Source organism: Methanococcoides burtonii DSM 6242 (genome assembly GCF_000013725.1).
GTDB classification, from domain to species: Archaea; Halobacteriota; Methanosarcinia; order Methanosarcinales; family Methanosarcinaceae; genus Methanococcoides; species Methanococcoides burtonii.
In genome coordinates this window covers 1,450,759-1,467,711 of record NC_007955.1, presented here as the reverse complement: position 1 = coordinate 1,467,711, position 16,953 = coordinate 1,450,759, and the positions used below count along the sequence as shown (strand labels likewise).

Annotated in this window: 14 protein-coding genes and 2 pseudogenes; 14 read left to right on the top strand and 2 right to left on the bottom strand. The window is 42.4% G+C overall.

Annotated elements, in window-relative coordinates; translation table 11 throughout:
• Positions 1–21 precede the first annotated feature (21 nt).
• The gene (locus MBUR_RS07085) at positions 22–1,326 is read left to right on the top strand and encodes a Single-stranded DNA binding protein (RefSeq protein WP_232221875.1); all 1,305 of its coding nucleotides are present in this window, start codon (positions 22–24) and stop codon (positions 1,324–1,326) included.
• 4 nt (positions 1,327–1,330) lie between these two features.
• A complete protein-coding gene (locus tag MBUR_RS07080; protein WP_011499434.1) occupies positions 1,331–2,194 on the top strand; it encodes an RPA family protein in 864 nt (287 codons plus the stop codon).
• A 77-nt stretch (positions 2,195–2,271) separates the two neighbouring features.
• On the opposite strand, the gene MBUR_RS07075 is transcribed toward MBUR_RS07080, so the two are convergent.
• Positions 2,272–2,586, bottom strand: a complete 315-nt coding sequence (locus MBUR_RS07075; protein WP_011499433.1) for a DUF6951 family protein — start codon at positions 2,584–2,586, stop codon at positions 2,272–2,274.
• Positions 2,587–3,070: 484 nt separating this feature from the next.
• On the opposite strand from MBUR_RS07075, the gene MBUR_RS07070 reads away from it, so the two are divergent.
• From MBUR_RS07070 to MBUR_RS07010, 12 genes and pseudogenes are all read left to right on the top strand, one after another.
• Positions 3,071–3,661 carry a hypothetical protein gene (locus MBUR_RS07070; protein WP_011499432.1) on the top strand — a complete coding sequence of 197 codons (591 nt, stop codon included), beginning with the start codon at positions 3,071–3,073 and terminating at the stop codon, positions 3,659–3,661.
• A 166-nt stretch (positions 3,662–3,827) separates the two neighbouring features.
• Complete coding sequence (locus tag MBUR_RS07065; RefSeq protein WP_011499431.1) at positions 3,828–5,450, top strand: methylamine methyltransferase corrinoid protein reductive activase; 1,623 nt, start codon at positions 3,828–3,830, stop codon at positions 5,448–5,450.
• Between the two features lie 766 nt (positions 5,451–6,216).
• Positions 6,217–7,707, top strand: a pseudogene (gene mttB, locus MBUR_RS07060) ([trimethylamine--corrinoid protein] Co-methyltransferase).
• Positions 7,708–7,748: 41 nt separating this feature from the next.
• The gene (locus MBUR_RS07050; RefSeq protein WP_011499430.1) at positions 7,749–8,399 is read left to right on the top strand and encodes a corrinoid protein; all 651 of its coding nucleotides are present in this window, start codon (positions 7,749–7,751) and stop codon (positions 8,397–8,399) included.
• 123 nt (positions 8,400–8,522) lie between these two features.
• On the top strand, positions 8,523–9,569 hold the full coding sequence (locus tag MBUR_RS07045; protein ID WP_011499429.1) for a DMT family transporter: 1,047 nt from the start codon (positions 8,523–8,525) through the stop codon (positions 9,567–9,569).
• Between the two features lies 1 nt (position 9,570).
• On the top strand, positions 9,571–9,867 hold the full coding sequence (locus MBUR_RS07040) for a hypothetical protein (RefSeq protein WP_011499428.1): 297 nt from the start codon (positions 9,571–9,573) through the stop codon (positions 9,865–9,867).
• A gap of 12 nt (positions 9,868–9,879) precedes the next feature.
• On the top strand, positions 9,880–10,038 hold the full coding sequence (locus MBUR_RS13840) for a hypothetical protein (RefSeq protein ID WP_157196670.1): 159 nt from the start codon (positions 9,880–9,882) through the stop codon (positions 10,036–10,038).
• Positions 10,039–10,163: 125 nt separating this feature from the next.
• Positions 10,164–10,832 (top strand): dimethylamine corrinoid protein MtbC, encoded by a 669-nt coding sequence (mtbC, locus tag MBUR_RS07035; protein ID WP_048063580.1) that lies wholly within the window; start codon positions 10,164–10,166, stop codon positions 10,830–10,832.
• A gap of 18 nt (positions 10,833–10,850) precedes the next feature.
• Positions 10,851–12,254 (top strand): annotated as a pseudogene (mtbB, locus tag MBUR_RS07030) ([dimethylamine--corrinoid protein] Co-methyltransferase).
• Between the two features lie 188 nt (positions 12,255–12,442).
• Entirely contained in the window at positions 12,443–14,275 is a 1,833-nt protein-coding gene (locus MBUR_RS07020) for a cation:proton antiporter (protein WP_011499426.1), read from the top strand.
• 110 nt (positions 14,276–14,385) lie between these two features.
• Complete coding sequence (locus MBUR_RS07015; RefSeq protein WP_011499425.1) at positions 14,386–15,666, top strand: replication protein A; 1,281 nt, start codon at positions 14,386–14,388, stop codon at positions 15,664–15,666.
• A complete protein-coding gene (locus MBUR_RS07010; RefSeq protein WP_011499424.1) occupies positions 15,667–16,233 on the top strand; it encodes an RPA family protein in 567 nt (188 codons plus the stop codon).
• 186 nt (positions 16,234–16,419) lie between these two features.
• Here MBUR_RS07010 and MBUR_RS07005 read toward each other — a convergent pair whose 3' ends face one another.
• On the bottom strand, positions 16,420–16,950 hold the full coding sequence (locus MBUR_RS07005) for a metallophosphoesterase family protein (protein WP_011499423.1): 531 nt from the start codon (positions 16,948–16,950) through the stop codon (positions 16,420–16,422).
• Positions 16,951–16,953 lie beyond the last annotated feature (3 nt).

Here is a 16,953-nt window from a genome sequence, read left to right as displayed (position 1 = left end):
GTCTCATTAAAGTGGGAGAATATGATGGATGAGAAATATGCCCCTCACATTGAAGAACTAACAAAGGTGCTTGCTAATGTCGATAGATCTATGATCGAAAATGAATTTGATCTGCTGATCAAATATCGTGTTCCGATCAGTGAAGCAAAACGCACGATAATTAAGAAATTCAGGTCATCGGGCTTTATGATAAGGGGCATCAAAGAGCTTTCTGTCGGTGAGAAAGGTTTTTCTCTTGAGGTTCGTATTCTCAAGATCAGTGAAAAGACCGTTGATCTGAAAGGGGAAAGAACGATTATATTCTCTGGCATTCTCGCAGATCGGTCTGGATTATGTCCCTTTACATCGTGGAAACAACTTGCATTGAATGTTGGGGATGCAGTGCGAATAAGTAATGCGAGTGTCAGGAACTGGTATAACCGAACGGAAGTGAGCATAAGTGCTTATTCTGAGGTGTTATTGCTGGATGATAGCTCTCTTCCGGATATCTCTGAGTTGGCTGTTATTCCTGTAAAAAAGTTCATCGATGTGGGTCCTTCTGATCTTTTTATTAGTTCAGTGGCTGCAATTATTGATCTTTATCATCGGAATGTGGACGTTAAGGGCGAAGATCTTACTATTATTGAAGGTGTCCTGGCGGATGAGACTGGAAGATTGCCTTTTGTTTCGTGGTCTCCTCTTGATGGTGTGGATATAGGTTCGATTATCCGTTTTAAAGATGCATCTGTGCGTGTATATCGTGGAGTTCCCTCGATACATCTTGATAGCTCTACTCCAGTTGAATTGGTTGGTCCCGGTGAGGATCTCTCGTTTGATCCGATGTCAGTGAACAAACCTCCGGAACCAGTGTGCATCTCGGAAGTTTTGCATGCCGATGGAATATTCGATGTTGTTTTAGTGGGCAATATTGTTTCCGTTCGGCCAGGGTCAGGGTTGATAGCACGCTGTCCTATCTGTAATCGTGTAATTCTAAAGAACGTTTGCCGTTCACATGGGGCTGTTGATGGTTTACAGGATATGAGGATTAAACTGGTCCTTGATGATGGAACTGGCTCTGTTCTTGTGATGCTTAATAGAGAACTTTCGGAGATCGTTTATGGAAAGACCCTTCATGAATCGTTCTCTCTTTTGGGCAAGACTATGTCGATGAATGCAATATTTGAAGATATGAAACGTGTTCTTACAGGACGTTATATTGGAGTGCGTGGGAATACTTCTAGATCTGAGTTTGGGGTAACGTTTGTGACAAAGTCTGTATGGGTGCCTGATCATGATGCCGAAAAAAGGATTTATCATCTTCTAAAACGGTTGGATGGGGTGGAGTGATAGTATGGTTGATCGTGAAATCTCATATAGGATGTTTGCAAAAGAGCTTAATGATTCCAGTTCTACGATCCATTCAACTGTGGACGAGGCGATAGACTCTGGTGGGCACACGCCAAATTATCTGTTGACCCCTGGTGGTGTCATGGTCAACCGTGTTTTTGTCACAGGAGTTCTTACAGAGGTGGAAAATATTGATTCCGATGGCGATACCTGGCGAGCTCGTGTTGTCGATCCTTCTGGTGCCTTCACTTTATATGCAGGTCAGTATCAGTCTGATGCAATCGCATTTTTATCATCTGTTGTGCCTCCTGAGTATGTTTCGGTTGTTGGCAAAGTTCGATCATATAAGTCGGAAGACGGTCTTGTGGTTATATCTCTAAGGCCCGAGGAGATAAATCTTGCAGACGAGGATATGCGTAATAGGTGGATATTAGACACTGCAGAATTGACGCTTGATCGATTGGACGCATTTTCTAAGGTCTTGTTGGCATGTGGAAATATTGACTCTATGGACGAATGTATGAAAGATCTTGGTATCTCTTCTTTGCTTTCAGAGGGAATTGGAATGGCAATCCGGCATTATAGCTCTGATGAAAATTATCTTAACAAACTCCGGTCAGTTGTAAAGAAATGTATCATCTCTCTTGATCTGCTTTCGGTTGTGTCTGAAGAAAAAGACCTCGATACACTCGTTTTAAACCTAATGAGTGAACTTGGTGGGGGCAAAGGTGTCGATTATGCTGAACTTATGTCTGTTGCAGTTTCCAGGCAGATTAATGAAAAAACAGTGGACTCTGTGGTAAGGTCATTACTTACAAAAGGGCTATGCTATGAGCCAAAAGCGGGCACTTTAAAGCTCATCTCATGAGATATCAGGCTAATAATTTATATTGATTAATGATCACATAAATATCTCTTTTATCGTGTCGTTATTTTTCATCACTATTATTTAAACTCGATACTAATATTTTCAACACCTTTTGCAAGGGTTTGTGATATTAATCCGAATTCAAGGCTGCATGCATGGAGTATTCCACTCGGAACGATGCAGGTGGCACAACAATTTCCTTCTTGTGCCTTACCGATGACATAATTATCTTTTATGCCAAACATCTGCATCATTGGTACTTCAAGATCGGAAATGTTCTTTACTTTTGGACAATCTGTTTCAATCTTGATCGTAACATTTTTACCGTCCTTTGTTCCATGTATTTTGTGTTTGAATCCACATATTCTTGAGTTTACGGTGATATCTGTCATGTTATACCTCTTGTAGATCTTTGATAATATGTATTTTTAATAAATTTCATTTGTTGGTTTGCTTAATAAACGTATCGTGAACTTTCTATATAAGGTGTTGTGCAAACGATACAAAACCATCTTGTTCAGTATCGCATTCAGATATTATTTTTTTTATATTTAAATTTTTTTTATAAGGGTGAGCAAGATAGCTGGGGCAACATCTCTTTGATATTTTTACTTAAAATTGATGCTGTTGACTGGTTATGTGCTTATTGTTTGTCATTTCCGAGTTTTTGTACGTATTGATTTACATTTATCTAATTGGCAATGGTTCGACCTCCTGTTAAATTGATAGCCCCTTCATGACAAAAAGGTTAAATATCGAAAAGGATTGTTCGATATGATAGAATAAAGAAAATAAAGATGGATTCACAACAATTGTGTCTCTCAAAAACATTTGCGATCATAGTTTTTTGATTTTATAGAAAGGTCAGGGATTTTCATGGAAAAAGATGAGATTATCAAGATGGTAAGGGAAAAATTGGAGTGCATGACTGGAGTTGGCAGAACATTTTTCCTCAATGATGAGGATCGTAAGGTCATAGCAAAACTGGAAGAAAAGGCTGATCAAATGACGCTTATGGGGATTGGCCGGGGCGATAATAAAGGCGTGAAGGCCGTTCTCCAGAGTGATGTTATTATTCCGTTCCAGACTACCATGGAATATAAGTGGCCGTGTGGACCTAACGTTCTTCTTATGCATGATGATAAGGTAGTTGGGGAGGATATTAATGATTCTGAAAAATTACAGATCTTTGAAAAGGATGCGGAATCTCTTGTCATCGGCAATATTGTGGTGTACGATAAAGGTTTCCTGACAGCGCTCAATTCTAAGTCCGATCCTCTAGTGGTCGTTATGCCTCCGAAGCCATGTGATGAGATCGAATGTTTGTCCCATATTTGTAATGCAATTCTTGCTTCTCCTTCTCCTCCTACGGATGAGTATCTGAAAGAAAAGATGGGACTTCAGAGCGATCATGGTACTGGTTCATTCCTCCTTGGATTCAATTTTGAATGTTGTCAGTGTGACTGAATCTCATTTTGTCACTTTCTCTTTTTCATTTCTTTTTGTTGCTTAAGGCATCGAACGACCGGTTTTGTATGGTTTATACAAAGCCCTTATATAGCATTGAATCTTTTGTTTTAATGCATCATTATTATATTGAACTGAAAGTATTATTATGGCAGAGGTAATCAAAATGTATGGTATCGCATTGGATTTGGGAACAAGTGGGTTTCGTGCCCAGTTGATCGATCTGGAATCTAAAAAGGTTCTAAAGACGGCTATTACCATGAAACATCCGCTACCTGGCGGAAATGTCATGGATCATCTGGATTTCGCTATCCAGATTGGAGAAGATGTGGCCAATGAGATAATGTTGGATACGGTCAAAAGGATATTTGATGAGTTCGGCGTTGATCCTTCTCTCATTAAAAGGCTTGCTGTTTGTGGAAATCCTATACAACTCTCCCTTTTCCAGAATATGGAGATAAGAGACCTTGCTTATGCGGGTGAGAACAAGCAGAAAAAGTTGGGTGTTGAGAATGTGGTCAGGGGTTCAAGGGTCTTCCCTGCAAACGAATTGTTCGAAGGTATAATGGACCTCCCAAACTGTACTGTTATAGTTCCTCCTGCAATAAAACATGAAATCGGTGCAGATGCTCTTGCTATGATGATCAAGACCGATTTCATGGACATGGACACTCCTTCAATGGTGACTGATTATGGTACCAATGCAGAGATGGCTATCAAGGTGGGCGATAAGATCATAACCGCTAGTGCGGCAGCAGGTCCTGCTATTGAAGGTCAGGGCATCAAATGTGGAATGCTGGCAAGTCCGGGTGCTATATCAGATGTAACGGTTGAAGATGGTCTGTGGAGGGTCACTATCCTCGATGAGTCCATGACCGAATGCAAAGGGCATTTGATAGATCCTGTTACGGGAGAAATCAAAGAGTCTTCTGACGTTGTTGCAAAAGGTGTGACGGGTACTGGTGTCATTTCTGCTCTGGCTCTTGCATTGGAATGTGGTATCATGAAGAAAATACCTGTGCTTCCCAATGGTAAACTTTTCCTTGATGAGGGCATCGAGATATTTGAAAAGGATATCGAAGAGGCCGGTAAAGCAATTGGTGCTATCAGGGCTGCACAACTTACCCTTATGATCGAATCAGGTACTGCTTATAGTGACCTTGATAATATGTATATGGCTGGTGCAACGGGAGCTTATGTTGATGCGAACAAGGCGAGAAAATTGGGTTCTTGTCCTAATTTTGCACATAATATAGTACAATTCGGGAACACTTCAGTTGCACTTGCAAGAGATCTTGTTCTTGATGAGTCCAAGCTCGATGAGGTTATTGAGATGGCTCATAAGATCACTGCCGATCACTTGATGATGGCAACAAGTACAGTTTTCTCTAATATCTACATGTGTGAGCTTTCTTACTGGACCCAGGGAATGCCTATTGAGATGTACAACCAAATGCTTGAGATGTACAAATTGCCCCCTCTGCCGGAAACTTTCATAAATCCTCGTATAGAGAAGAGAGTTGTAAAGGATATCGATGAAGTTGGTGAAGGTGGGCTTCAGATAGTCAGTGACCTTGGGATAATCATTGAAGAACACGCTCCTGAGTGTATTCGATGTGGGCAATGTGAAGTCGAATGTCCTGAGGATGCTATTAAGATAATTGAGCGCGATGGCGAGCTCTATGCAAATTATAATAGTGAAAGATGTCTTGGCACCAGTTGCAGAAGGTGTGTGGCAGTTTGTCCGGTGGATGCAATTCACTATAAGGTTATCACTGTCAAACATTGAATGCGCTTGTGCATGCGTGTTCAATTACTTTTTTATTTTTTTTATTTATGGACTTGCGCGGCATCTCTTCTTTGTATTTAAATCTTCTGTTATTCGGGGTTTTGCTTTTAAACAACGTACTTTTAAAAAAAACGGTGTTTTAACACCACCGTCATTGTAAATTTAATTGGCATGACGATTGGCACATGTGTATATGTAACAAATAGGAGCAATTTTTCTTGTGTTATTTTGTGACAAATCTTTCATTCTTTCTCTTTAGTATCGATTGATGTTGTTTATCTCTTTAAATCAAGTAGTAGTGTCCTTTTTAGCATCTGAGCAAATCTGCTTGATTTAGCCGATAATCTGAAAATAGTTATGGTGTAATTCTTTTCAAATTGTCCGTTTAAGGGCATTCTATATGATATATTTTTGGAGTTGCTAACCAATAAATATATATCCGAGTATTGAAAAGCAGGTATTATAGTAAAAGCGGAAATGTGTCTGACAACTTATGGTGGATGATCAAATGTTAATGATTTTTCCATTAGATGTTGTAAGACGCCATATGAAACGTTGTTCGTAATAGGCCATTGGTCTATCCTACGGGTTTCATATCGAAGCAATATAATGTTGGTATATCCATCATGTTCGGATGCCCTAACGGGTGATGCGGTCCTCGTGACCTGTCTGAATAAAAAAGGATTGCCGGTATTATGATCGGTGTCATTTGTTTTAGAATGTATCCGGTCTTACTAAAAAGACAAATAAAGGAGTTGTAAAGAAAATGTCAGAACCTAATTACGCAGCTAGATTCCCACTTCAGGGTGTACAGTTAGAGTTGTTCTCCGAAGATGACCTCAGAGCTATCCACTACGCTTCAATGGAAGTTTTCCTTAACCCTGGTGTTCAGGTATCTGATCCGGAAGCAAGGGCAATCTTCAAGGAAGGTGGCTGTGAAGTCGACGAGGCATCACAAATTGTAAAAATTCCTGAGTACGTCGTGAACAGGGCACTTTTCGACGCACCTTCAAGGTTCATGCTTTATGGTCGTGACAAGAAGAACACCATGGAACAGGAGCACAAGGGTAAGGTCCACTACATACCTTTCGGTACTGGTGTCAAGATGTGTAACTACGTCGCACCAGGCAAGTATCAGACAGTTGACTCTGTTGAGCAGGACATTGCAGATACCGCAAAAGTCTGTGACTACCTCGATGAATTCAGCTACATGGCTCTTACCGTTTCCGCAAGGGACTGGGCAGGGAAGGGAGCACAGGATGTCCACGAGACCCTCACACCTCTCATGAACACTACCAAACACTTCCACCACATCGACCCTGTTGGTGAGAATGTAGAGTACTACAAGGGAATTGTCGACGCATACTATGGTGGTGACTCTGAAGCAGCACGCAAGAGGCCAATCATGTCCATGCTTGTTTGCCCAACCAGCCCACTCGAGCTCAGTGTCAACGCATGTCAGGTCATCATGAAGGGTGCACGCTTCGGTATGCCAGTGAATGTCCTGAGTATGGCAATGTCCGGTGGTTCCTCCCCAGTATTCAGGGCAGGTACACTCGTTACACACAACGCAGAGGTTCTCGCAGGTATTGTACTTGCACAGCTCGTTCAGCCAGGTGCTGAAGTATGGTACGGTAGCTCAACCACAACCTTCGACTTGAGAAAAGGAACAGCTCCGGTCGGTGCTCCAGAACTTGGTATTATCAGCGCTGCAGTCGGTAAGATGGGTCAGTTCTATGGCCTTCCAACCTATGTCGCAGGTACTTAGTCAGATTCAAAGGTCCCAGATACACAGTCAGGCCACGAGAAGACAATGACAACCCTCCTTCCAGCATTCGCCGGATGTAACACCATCTACGGTGGAGGTATGCTCGAGCTCGGTATGACATTCTCCCTGGATCAGTTTGTAATCGACGCTGACATCATCAATATGACACGGTCCGCGATGCGTGGCGTCCCTGTATCAGACGAGACACTTGCTGTACCATCCATCCAGAAGGTCGGAATCGGCAACAACTTCCTTGCACACAAAGAAACCAGGGAAAATATCCATCTCGTATCTAACCCAGAACTCATTGACAGGGACATGTTCGGTGACTGGGAAGCTGCAGGTTCAAAAGATCTCTCAGTAGTTGCACACGAGAAGCTTCTTGACATAATGAAGAACCATGAAGTCAAGGCAATCGACAGCGAACTCTTAGCAGACATGAAGGCTGTAGTAGACAAGGCAGATGCTGCGTTCAGAGCTAGCTTATAATTTGGGCTATAATTATCTACATAAATAAAGGAGTTATAAAAATGGTTACACAGGATGAAATTAACGCGAAAGCAAAAGCTGCAGTCATGGAATTTGATGATGAGCTTGTTGAAGAGATTTGTGAAGAAGCACTCGAAGCAAAGGTCGATATTGTTTCCCTTATCCAGGACGGTCTTACTGCAGGTATGAACGAAGTGGGCGACCAGTTCGAACAGGGTACACTCTTCCTTCCTCACGTCATTGCAGCATCTGAAGCAATGAGCGCTGGTGTTGCAATACTCACCCCTGCTCTTGAAGCACAGGGTGGATCTGTAAAATCAAAGGGAACGATCGTTATCGGTACCATCGAGGGTGACATCCACTCCATTGGTAAGGACATTGTCGCAACAATGCTCAAGATTGCTGGATTCAAGATAGTTGACCTCGGCAGGGACGTTGCAATCGGAGCATACGTAGATGCAGTGAAGGAACACAAGCCAATGATTGTTGGTTCTTCCGCACTCATGACCACAACAATGATCCTTCAGATGAACATCGAAGAACAGCTTAAGGAAGCTGGAATTCGTGACTCTGTCATGACCATGGTCGGTGGCGCACCTGTCACACAGGACTGGGCAGACAAGATCGGCTCAGACATCTATGCTGAGAATGCAACTGACGCAGTCGTCAAATGTAACGCAGCAGCTGAGTAAATCTCTCTATAAAAAGGTAAGGGACTCGCTCGGGTCCTTCTTCCTTTTTTTAGAATTTCTATCTATAATTATATATACGTGTATCACTCATAATTATTATTAATAGTTGGAGGAGGAGTCAATTTGGATATTCGAGAACTGAAGAAATTGGAAAATAAGCGTAAAATGAACAAAGGTTATATGTGGGCCTTGTTCTGTGCAATCTTATGGGGTATATGGTATGTTCCTGGTACAATTATCTGGGCAGTACCTCCATTTGATGCAATGTGGGTAGACATTGATGCAACACATGGTGGTTCAATGGCAACCATTGTTGTCGCTCTTTTGATAGCTGCATTCAATGCATTAACTGTTATTGTTGCACTTCTTATATGGAATGCATATCTTGGTAAGTTCGGTGAGATGAAGAGAACATTGAAGGAATTCCATCCATGTAGTAAATGGTTCTTCCTTGCATCTATATTTGGTGGGCCAATCGCAATTCTTGGTTCATTCATAGCTATTGGATTTATTGGAGCAGGATTCGCAGCAGTTGCTGCTTTGATGTACCCTGTGATTGGTTCTGTACTTGCAAGACAATGGTATGGTGAACAGATCTCCAAGAGGGCCTGGATGGGTATTCTTGTCATCATTGTCGGTGGTCTAACCATCTTCGTTGGTGGAGCAATTACTGAGATCACTTCTGGTAGCATCAGCTACCTTGGTTACCTTGGTGGACTGATGGCAGCACTAGGGTGGGGTATTGAAGGCGCAATCGCTGGTAAAGGTCTTGACATCGCAGAACCTGATGTAGGAATTACAATCAGATTCCTTGGTGAGAGCCTCCTGTACTGGGTAATCCTTATACCTATTGCAGCAATTGCTGGTTATCCAATCCTTGAGTATGCACTTCAGGCATTCAACCCACTATCAATTCTGGTACTTGGATTTGCAGGTATCACATTTGGTTACTGCTACGTCTCCTGGTACAAGTCTTTCCCACTTATCGGTGTTGGAAGGGGTCAGGGTATCGGGAATCTTTATGGTCTTTGCGCTGTTATCTTCATGTACCTATTCATGGCACAGGTGCCAGCATGGACAGTACTTGTCGGTGGTGCACTTTGTGTCCTTGGTAGCTTTGTAATGATTTCTGAAGATACAGGTGACATGGAATCTCTGAGAGGTGAGTAATATGGCTGGAGAACGTCCAATAAAATTTAGGTTGCTTGAGCTATTCTCTGATGAGAAAGAACACTGGAACAATGAGATCGTTGTACAGATGCAGAAAGAATACAACATGAACAACAACTTTGGTAGGGATTCGATAAATTTCGATATCATTGAGTTAGCTTCAGGTGGTATGCTTAGATCAGTACAATCAAAAGTAGATGAAGATGGTGTGTATAAGAAAGGTTTCCTTTTACACCAATATGTCATCACAGATTTCGGAAAGACCCGTGCATCAGATGCATGTCTTGAGTATGTATAAGGAGGTTTTGATATGGGTATAATGAATGATTTAACAGTTGCTTACTATGGCCCTGGTTATGATATGACCACCGCTCCTATGCCAGCAGCAGAATATACTTGGATGGTTGCAGTCATTGTTATTGCATTGATTGCATTGTGGCAGGCCAGGACATTCGTGTCCCAATTCTGAAGACCTAAAACACAAAATATATATGTGTAGTTGGACTTTTGGGTAAACGATGGGGTATATGCCTCAGCGCATCCGCCCCAACTACACTTTCAATTTTCTATAAGTCCCTTTGGGATTGTCATAGAATTGTTTTCAAAGGAGGTTTTAAAACGACAAACGAAGAATTATTTAAAACACTATCCGATGCGGTAGTAAGTTGCAAGAAAGATGAAGTAATCGCTGCAGTAGAGAAGGCAAAAGGTAAGGCTCCAGCAGTAGAACTTATCGACAATGGTCTCGCAGCAGGCATGAACGAAGTTGGTGTACTCTTCGAGAGAGGAAAGCTTTTCCTTCCACACGTCATGATGGCAGCAGACGCAATGTCCGCTGGTGTTGAAATGCTCCAGGACGAGCTTGCATCAGGCGAAGGCGCATCCACTAAGCTCGGTGTTATCGTAAACGGTACCGTCGAGGGTGACGTTCACGACATTGGTAAGGCAATCGTATCAACAATGCTTCAGGCAGCAGGCTTTGAAGTCCACGACATTGGCAGGGATGTTCCTGTACAGAACTTCATTGACAAGATAAAGGAAACCAACGCTGACATGGTCGGTCTTTCCGCACTTATGACAACAACCCTTCAGGGCCAGAAAGAAGTCATTGAGCTTCTCAAAGAGAACGGACTCAGGGACAAGGTAAAGGTCATGGTCGGTGGCGCACCAGCAACTGATGCATGGGCAAAGAAATGTGGTGCAGACTGCTATGCAGAAAATGCAAGCGAAGCTGTCGCAAAAGCAAAAGAATTACTTCTCTGATCGTTCGAGGTGTATAATATGGCAACAGAATATTTCTTAAGAATGGGTGACGGTCAGAAGATCTTCATGACAAAGGAAGACATCAGAGCTGACATCGAAGCAGGTAGTGCAGATGCAGCAGACCTTGGTGACATTCCAGCACTTTCTGAAAATGAAATGGATCATATGCTTGATATCATCACTTCACCTGGCAGGATCGTCGGTGTGGAGCCAGGCATGGAAGTTCCTGTAACTCACGATATCGGTGCTATCAGGATCGATGGTGACCAGGGTAACAGTGGTGTAGGTATTCCTGCAAGCAGACTTGTTGGTTCAATGATCCACGAGCGTGCTTTTGGTGCGGATACAATGGAACTCGGTCACATCGACTACAGTTACAAGCCCGTAAAGCCTGTCATCTCTCAGGAATGCCAGACAATGGAGTCCTGCCAGCAGAACATGATCATTCCTATGCTCTATGGCGCAATGCCAAACATGGGTCTTTACTACACTCCTGATGGTCCATTCGAGAACCCTGGTGATCTTATGAAAGCATTTAAGATCTCTGAAGCACAGGATTCTATTTTTCATGCTGCAGAGCACGGTATCCGCGACATGACCTGGATCATGCAAAAACTCCAGAATGTTGGTTGTGACGGTGTCAATTTCGATACCATCGGTGCAGCCGGTGACGGTGACATGTATGCATCACTTAATGCTATCGAGGCACTCAGGAAAGAATTCCCGGGAATCTACATTGAAGCAGGTATGGCAGGAGAACTTGTTCTCGGTATGCACGGAGAGCTTGAGTACGATGGTACAGTACTTGCAGGTCTGTGGCCACACCAGCAGGCACCACTTGTAGCAAAGGCAGGAGCAAACATATTCGGTCCTGTATGTAATACCAACACCAGCAGGACATCTGCATGGAACCTTGGTCGTTCAGTAACATTCACAAAGGCAGCTGTTGAGGCATCAACAATTCCATGTCATGCAGATATGGGTATGGGTGTAGGTGGTATCCCAATGCTTGAGACCCCACCAATAGATGCAGTAACAAGGGCAAGCAAGGCAATGGTCGAGATCGCTGGTGTCGATGGTATATAGATTGGTGTTGGTGACCCAATGGGTATGCCAATCTCACACATCATGGCTTCCGGTATGACCGGTATGAGAGCAGCTGGTGACCTTGTTGCAAGGATGCAGTTTGACAAGAGCATGAGAATCGGTGAAGCAAAGGACTTCGTTGCAAAGAAACTTGGTGTTTCAAATGCAGATCTCTCCGACGAGTATGTCATGAGGGAACTCAGGGAAGAGCTCGACATTGGTGTAATTACCTCTGTGCCAGGTTGTGCAAAGGGTATTGCAGCTAAGATGAACATCGAGAAGCTTCTCGGCATAGACATCAACTGCTGTGATAAGTTCAGGGAAACAATCGCATAATTTCAATAAAAGCAGATAGGGGTCTACCCTGTCTTCCTTTTACCTTTTCTTTTTTTAGTGATCTTTCAAAATCATTTGGTTTCAACGCCATTATATTAGTCTTTTTTGAAAACAGATTTATATTTGAATTGCCTTATCCTTATTAACATTACTCAGGCAGATGCCTAAATGCTTTCTGGAGTTTTAAAGTGGAATCCATATATCTGTTACAGGTCGCGCTTGCGGTATTGGTCATGAGCCTTGTGGCACAAAGTCTGAGCAGACTTTTCAAAATGCCCGTCCTTATTTTTCTGCTTGCAGAAGGTATCATTGCAGGACCTGAAGTACTTGGGCTTCTGGACCCTTCTCTTCTTGGAGAAGGCCTTGCTGCAATTGTCTCCTTATGCGTTGCAGTGATCGTATTCGATGGTGGGCTCCATATTGATCTGAAGTCTATAAGGTCTATCCAGCAAGGTGTGCTCAGTCTTATTACGGTGGGTGTGATCATCACATTCATCTTCGCAACACTTTTCACCCACTATATAGTCGGTCTTTCACTGGAAATATCTGCGGTATTCGGTGCCTTGGTAACTGCGACGGGGCCGACTGTGATAACTCCTGTTGTGAGACAGGTACGGGTAAACCATAGGGTCAGCAAAACGCTTGAACTCGAAGGGGTGCTTAATGATGCAGTGTGTGTAATTCTGGCTGCACTTGTGTTCGAGGTGATTATTTCCCAGCTTTCAGGATTTGAAGCTGTGAGCTTTATAGTATACAGAACTATGATCGGTCTTACTATGGGTATTGCAAGTGGTCTTTTGCTTACTCGTTTTTTATCAAGTTCTGTACTTTCCGAGCAAGTGGTCCGTTTTGTTACATTTACATCCGTGATAGCAACTTTTGTCATAGCTGAGTCATTAGGTGCGGAATCAGGAATCCTTGCAGTAGCGCTGTTCGGTATTATTGTAGGTTCTTCTAACGTTCGTTACAAGGCCGCGCTGAAGGAATTCAAATCCGATCTTGTGCTCATGATGCTTTCTTTGATATTCATTCTCCTGGCTGCAATGTTGAAGTTTGAGGACATTTTCAGAATTGGTTTTGCCGGGATCATTGTTGTATTGTTGTTGGTGTTCTTTGTCAGGCCACTTTCTGTTTTCGTTAGTACTGCAAGGACTAATTTCAGGACAAAAGAAAAGCTGTTCATCTCATTTGTTGGTCCTCGCGGAGTTGTACCTGCATCCATTGCAACTTACTTTGCTATAAAAATGAATAGTTTGAACATTGAAGGTGGGCAAGAGCTTGTAGGTCTGGTATTTTTAACTGTTATTATTACTGTATTAATGACAGGTTCCCTGTCTAAATATGTTGCTAAGTTTTTAGGAGTGATACCCATGGAAATCCTTGTAGTAGGTGGAGGAGAAGTCGGCAGAATACTTGCGGAGAGATTTGAAAAAAGAGGTGAAAATGTAGTTGTCGTTGAATCATCCGAGGAACATTGCCAACGCCTTATGAAATCTGGAATTCGTGTCGTACATGGCGATGCGGAAGATGTGAATGTCCTTAAAAAAGCCGGTATTGAAAATGCAAAATATGTCGTTGCAAGTACCAATCAGGATAATACCAATCTTCTGGTATGTCAGATCGCAAAGACAAAGTTCGGTTTCAAGGAAGATCAGATCGTTGCAAGGGTAAACAATATGGAAAATCTGCATGCATTTTGGGACCTTGAGATACGCGCAATGAGCCCTGCTATGAGTACTGCCCTTTTCCTCGATAATATGGTTGGAAGGCCTCACATGTTCTCCATGTGCGAAGTAGGGGAAGGTGGGGATATACTTGAGGTCAAGGTCACAAACCCAAAGGTTGCCGGAAAATCCATTAAAGAGTTGTCTCTTCCTGAGGACAGTCTTCTGCTAATGGTGAGGAGGGGCGACCAATCGTTCATTGCAAACGGTAACCTCGTACTTGAATTCGATGATGTGGTAACTGTCATTGGTGAAGGGGATGCAGCAAAGATTGTTGCAGACCTTTTGGGTAGGTAATTTCAGCTCTGCGATTACTTTCACCCCGCTTACTTTAATTATTTATACTTAAATGATGTAAGTTAATTTGCCTCTCTATCAGGAACAAACATGAGGCTTGAGGAAATAATATGGATAAAACAGCAGAGAATATAAAAGCAAAATTTTTGGAACTTGGTGTAGATATACCAATTGAGGACATTACAGAACGCCTTGATAAATTGGTGACTAAATTCAAAGTTCCTCTTGATGAAGCTCGCAGAAGTGTCATTACCTATTTCTTAAAGGAAAATGATCTCGACAGAAATGCTTTTTTTGGTGGTCAGTCAACAACACCGGATTCGAGGTCAACACCCGATGTTAAGCTCAATGAGATCGATGAGGGTGGAAAATGGGTGAACATCAGGGCAAAGGTATTACAGTTATGGGATAGTTCCCATGAATCTGTTTCACAGGTAGGTATCATCGGTGATGAGACTGCTACAATAAAGTTCATCAAATGGTCACGTGACATAATCCCTGATGTTGAAGAAGGAAAAAGCTACTATTTCAAGAATATTGTTAGCAATGAATGGAATGGAAGGTTTGAAGTAACTCTTAACAAGAACACTGTGGTAGAAGAACTCGATGAGGACGTTGAAGTTATTTCATCTCCGATGGGCGGGGCCGGGGATGGTCAGCCTGCACCAATGGTTAATGTTGTTGATATTACCGAAGATGGAAAATGGGTGTCTATTAAAGCAAAGGTGGCTCAGTTATGGGATAATTCCCATGAATCTATATCTCAGGTAGGATTGGTCGGAGATAGTACGGGTACTATCAAATTCATCAAATGGACAAGTGCGGATCTGTTAGATCTCACAGAGGGGAATAGTTATCTTTTCAATAATGTCGTTGCACAAGAGTGGAATGACAAATTTGAGATAACTCTAAACAAGAACAGTTCTATAGAAGAACTTGATGAAGATATAGAGATTGCTTCCACCTCCATAACATTTGCTGGTGCAATGGTAGATGTACAGTCAGGTTCAGGATTGATCAAACGTTGTCCGGAGTGTAAAAGAGCACTCACGAAAGGTGCCTGTATGGAGCATGGGAAAGTCGATGGCACTTATGATCTTCGTATCAAGGCTGTTCTTGATGATGGTAACATTGCACAGGAATCTATCCTTAAAAGAGAACTTGCTGAACAGGTAAGTGGTATCACTCTGGATAATGCGATTTCCATGGCTGCGGATGCACTTGATCAGGGCGTTGTTCTCGATCAGATGAAGTTGAAATTACTTGGAAAATATTTCATGGTGACCGGTTCTAAAGTTGATCGCTATATTCTTGTGGATTCAATTGAACCGCAGGGTGGAGTGGACCTGGAAAAGCTTGGTGAACTTATTGCAGATGCGGAGATGATCTAAATGGCTGGCTACGTTAGGGAAGTTTCAAGGCGTGTTTTTGCACAGGAATTCAGAGAATCCAATCTGACCTTCAAGGACGGAGATGATCAGTATTCTCCTCAATATCTGCTGACACCTACCGGTGCAAAGGTAAATCGCCTTTTCATTGTAGGTACTCTCATCGAGAAAGAGGATATAGGTACGGATTCTGAGTATTGGAGAGGTCGAGTGTCTGATCCTACGGGTTCATTCATGATCTATGCAGGTCAGTATCAACCGGAAGCCGCTCAGGCCCTTGCAGAATGTGAAACTCCTGCTTTTGTAGCTATCGTAGGTAAACCAAGCACTTATACAACTGCAGAAGGTACTGTTCTGACATCAGTAAGGCCAGAATCTATCTCGATTGTCGATGTCACAACACGTGACCTCTGGGTTGAGGATACAGCGAGGCGAACTCTTGAGCGTGTAAAGGACCTTGATAATATGGATTCCAATGTCATCAAAGCAAAAGAGCACTATAATACTGATAAAGATCATTATTCATCAATGGTCAGGGAAGCTTTGAGATCATTGAAAGAAGATATCTGATATCTTAACAACTGCACATTTTGTGCAGTTTTCTTTTTTGATGCTTATGACTGGAATAATTCTCAAATGTTAATGAGATACTGACATTTGGTGATAATGTAAACTTCAGTCTTCATAACATTGGTGTTGTGTTCAAAATAAAAAATGTATGGGTTAGGAAAGATAGATCTTCACGAATTCTATTTTTTATCTATCTTTTTCAAGATCTCGTGAAAAATCGATGGCTCCGCATGTTTTTCCTTCTATCTCAACGATACGTGGCAATATTTTTCCATCTTTAATATCTATCAATACCACGGATGGATCAGATTGACGTGGTTCTGTAGGCGAACCCGGGCATATCAGTATCACATCACTTTTTTCGATCAATGGTCTGTGAATGTGTCCGAATATAAGGACATCAACTCCCATCTCAAGAGCCAGATAACGCAAAGCGGTCGTATCCATAATGGATAGGGATCCTTCATGAACTATCCCTATCTTAATTCCTTCTGTTTCAAAAACAAGTCTTTCAGGCAATAATTGTTTTAATTCTGAATTATCTGAATTTCCATGTACAGCCTTAAGTTTACCTGTAGCTGCAAATGCATTATAGCATTCATTTGATGTGAAATCGCCAGCATGGGCGATCATATCGCAGTCATCTACTAATCCTCTGAAAGTGGGGGGTATATCTCCTCCCTTGAGATGTGTGTCAGAAATAGCAAGTATTCTCATAGT

What these genes read in the sequence shown, in the direction of transcription:
- MBUR_RS07005 (WP_011499423.1), bottom strand. Translation starts at nt 16,950, where the DNA reads ATGAGAATACTTGCTATTTCTGACACACATCTCAAGGGAGGAGATATA.
- MBUR_RS07050 (WP_011499430.1), top strand. Translation starts at nt 7,749, where the DNA reads ATGGTTACACAGGATGAAATTAACGCGAAAGCAAAAGCTGCAGTCATG.
- MBUR_RS07075 (WP_011499433.1), bottom strand. Translation starts at nt 2,586, where the DNA reads ATGACAGATATCACCGTAAACTCAAGAATATGTGGATTCAAACACAAA.
- MBUR_RS07040 (WP_011499428.1), top strand. Translation starts at nt 9,571, where the DNA reads ATGGCTGGAGAACGTCCAATAAAATTTAGGTTGCTTGAGCTATTCTCT.
- MBUR_RS07080 (WP_011499434.1), top strand. Translation starts at nt 1,331, where the DNA reads ATGGTTGATCGTGAAATCTCATATAGGATGTTTGCAAAAGAGCTTAAT.
- MBUR_RS07065 (WP_011499431.1), top strand. Translation starts at nt 3,828, where the DNA reads ATGTATGGTATCGCATTGGATTTGGGAACAAGTGGGTTTCGTGCCCAG.
- MBUR_RS07010 (WP_011499424.1), top strand. Translation starts at nt 15,667, where the DNA reads ATGGCTGGCTACGTTAGGGAAGTTTCAAGGCGTGTTTTTGCACAGGAA.
- MBUR_RS07015 (WP_011499425.1), top strand. Translation starts at nt 14,386, where the DNA reads ATGGATAAAACAGCAGAGAATATAAAAGCAAAATTTTTGGAACTTGGT.
- MBUR_RS07070 (WP_011499432.1), top strand. Translation starts at nt 3,071, where the DNA reads ATGGAAAAAGATGAGATTATCAAGATGGTAAGGGAAAAATTGGAGTGC.
- MBUR_RS07085 (WP_232221875.1), top strand. Translation starts at nt 22, where the DNA reads ATGATGGATGAGAAATATGCCCCTCACATTGAAGAACTAACAAAGGTG.
- MBUR_RS13840 (WP_157196670.1), top strand. Translation starts at nt 9,880, where the DNA reads ATGGGTATAATGAATGATTTAACAGTTGCTTACTATGGCCCTGGTTAT.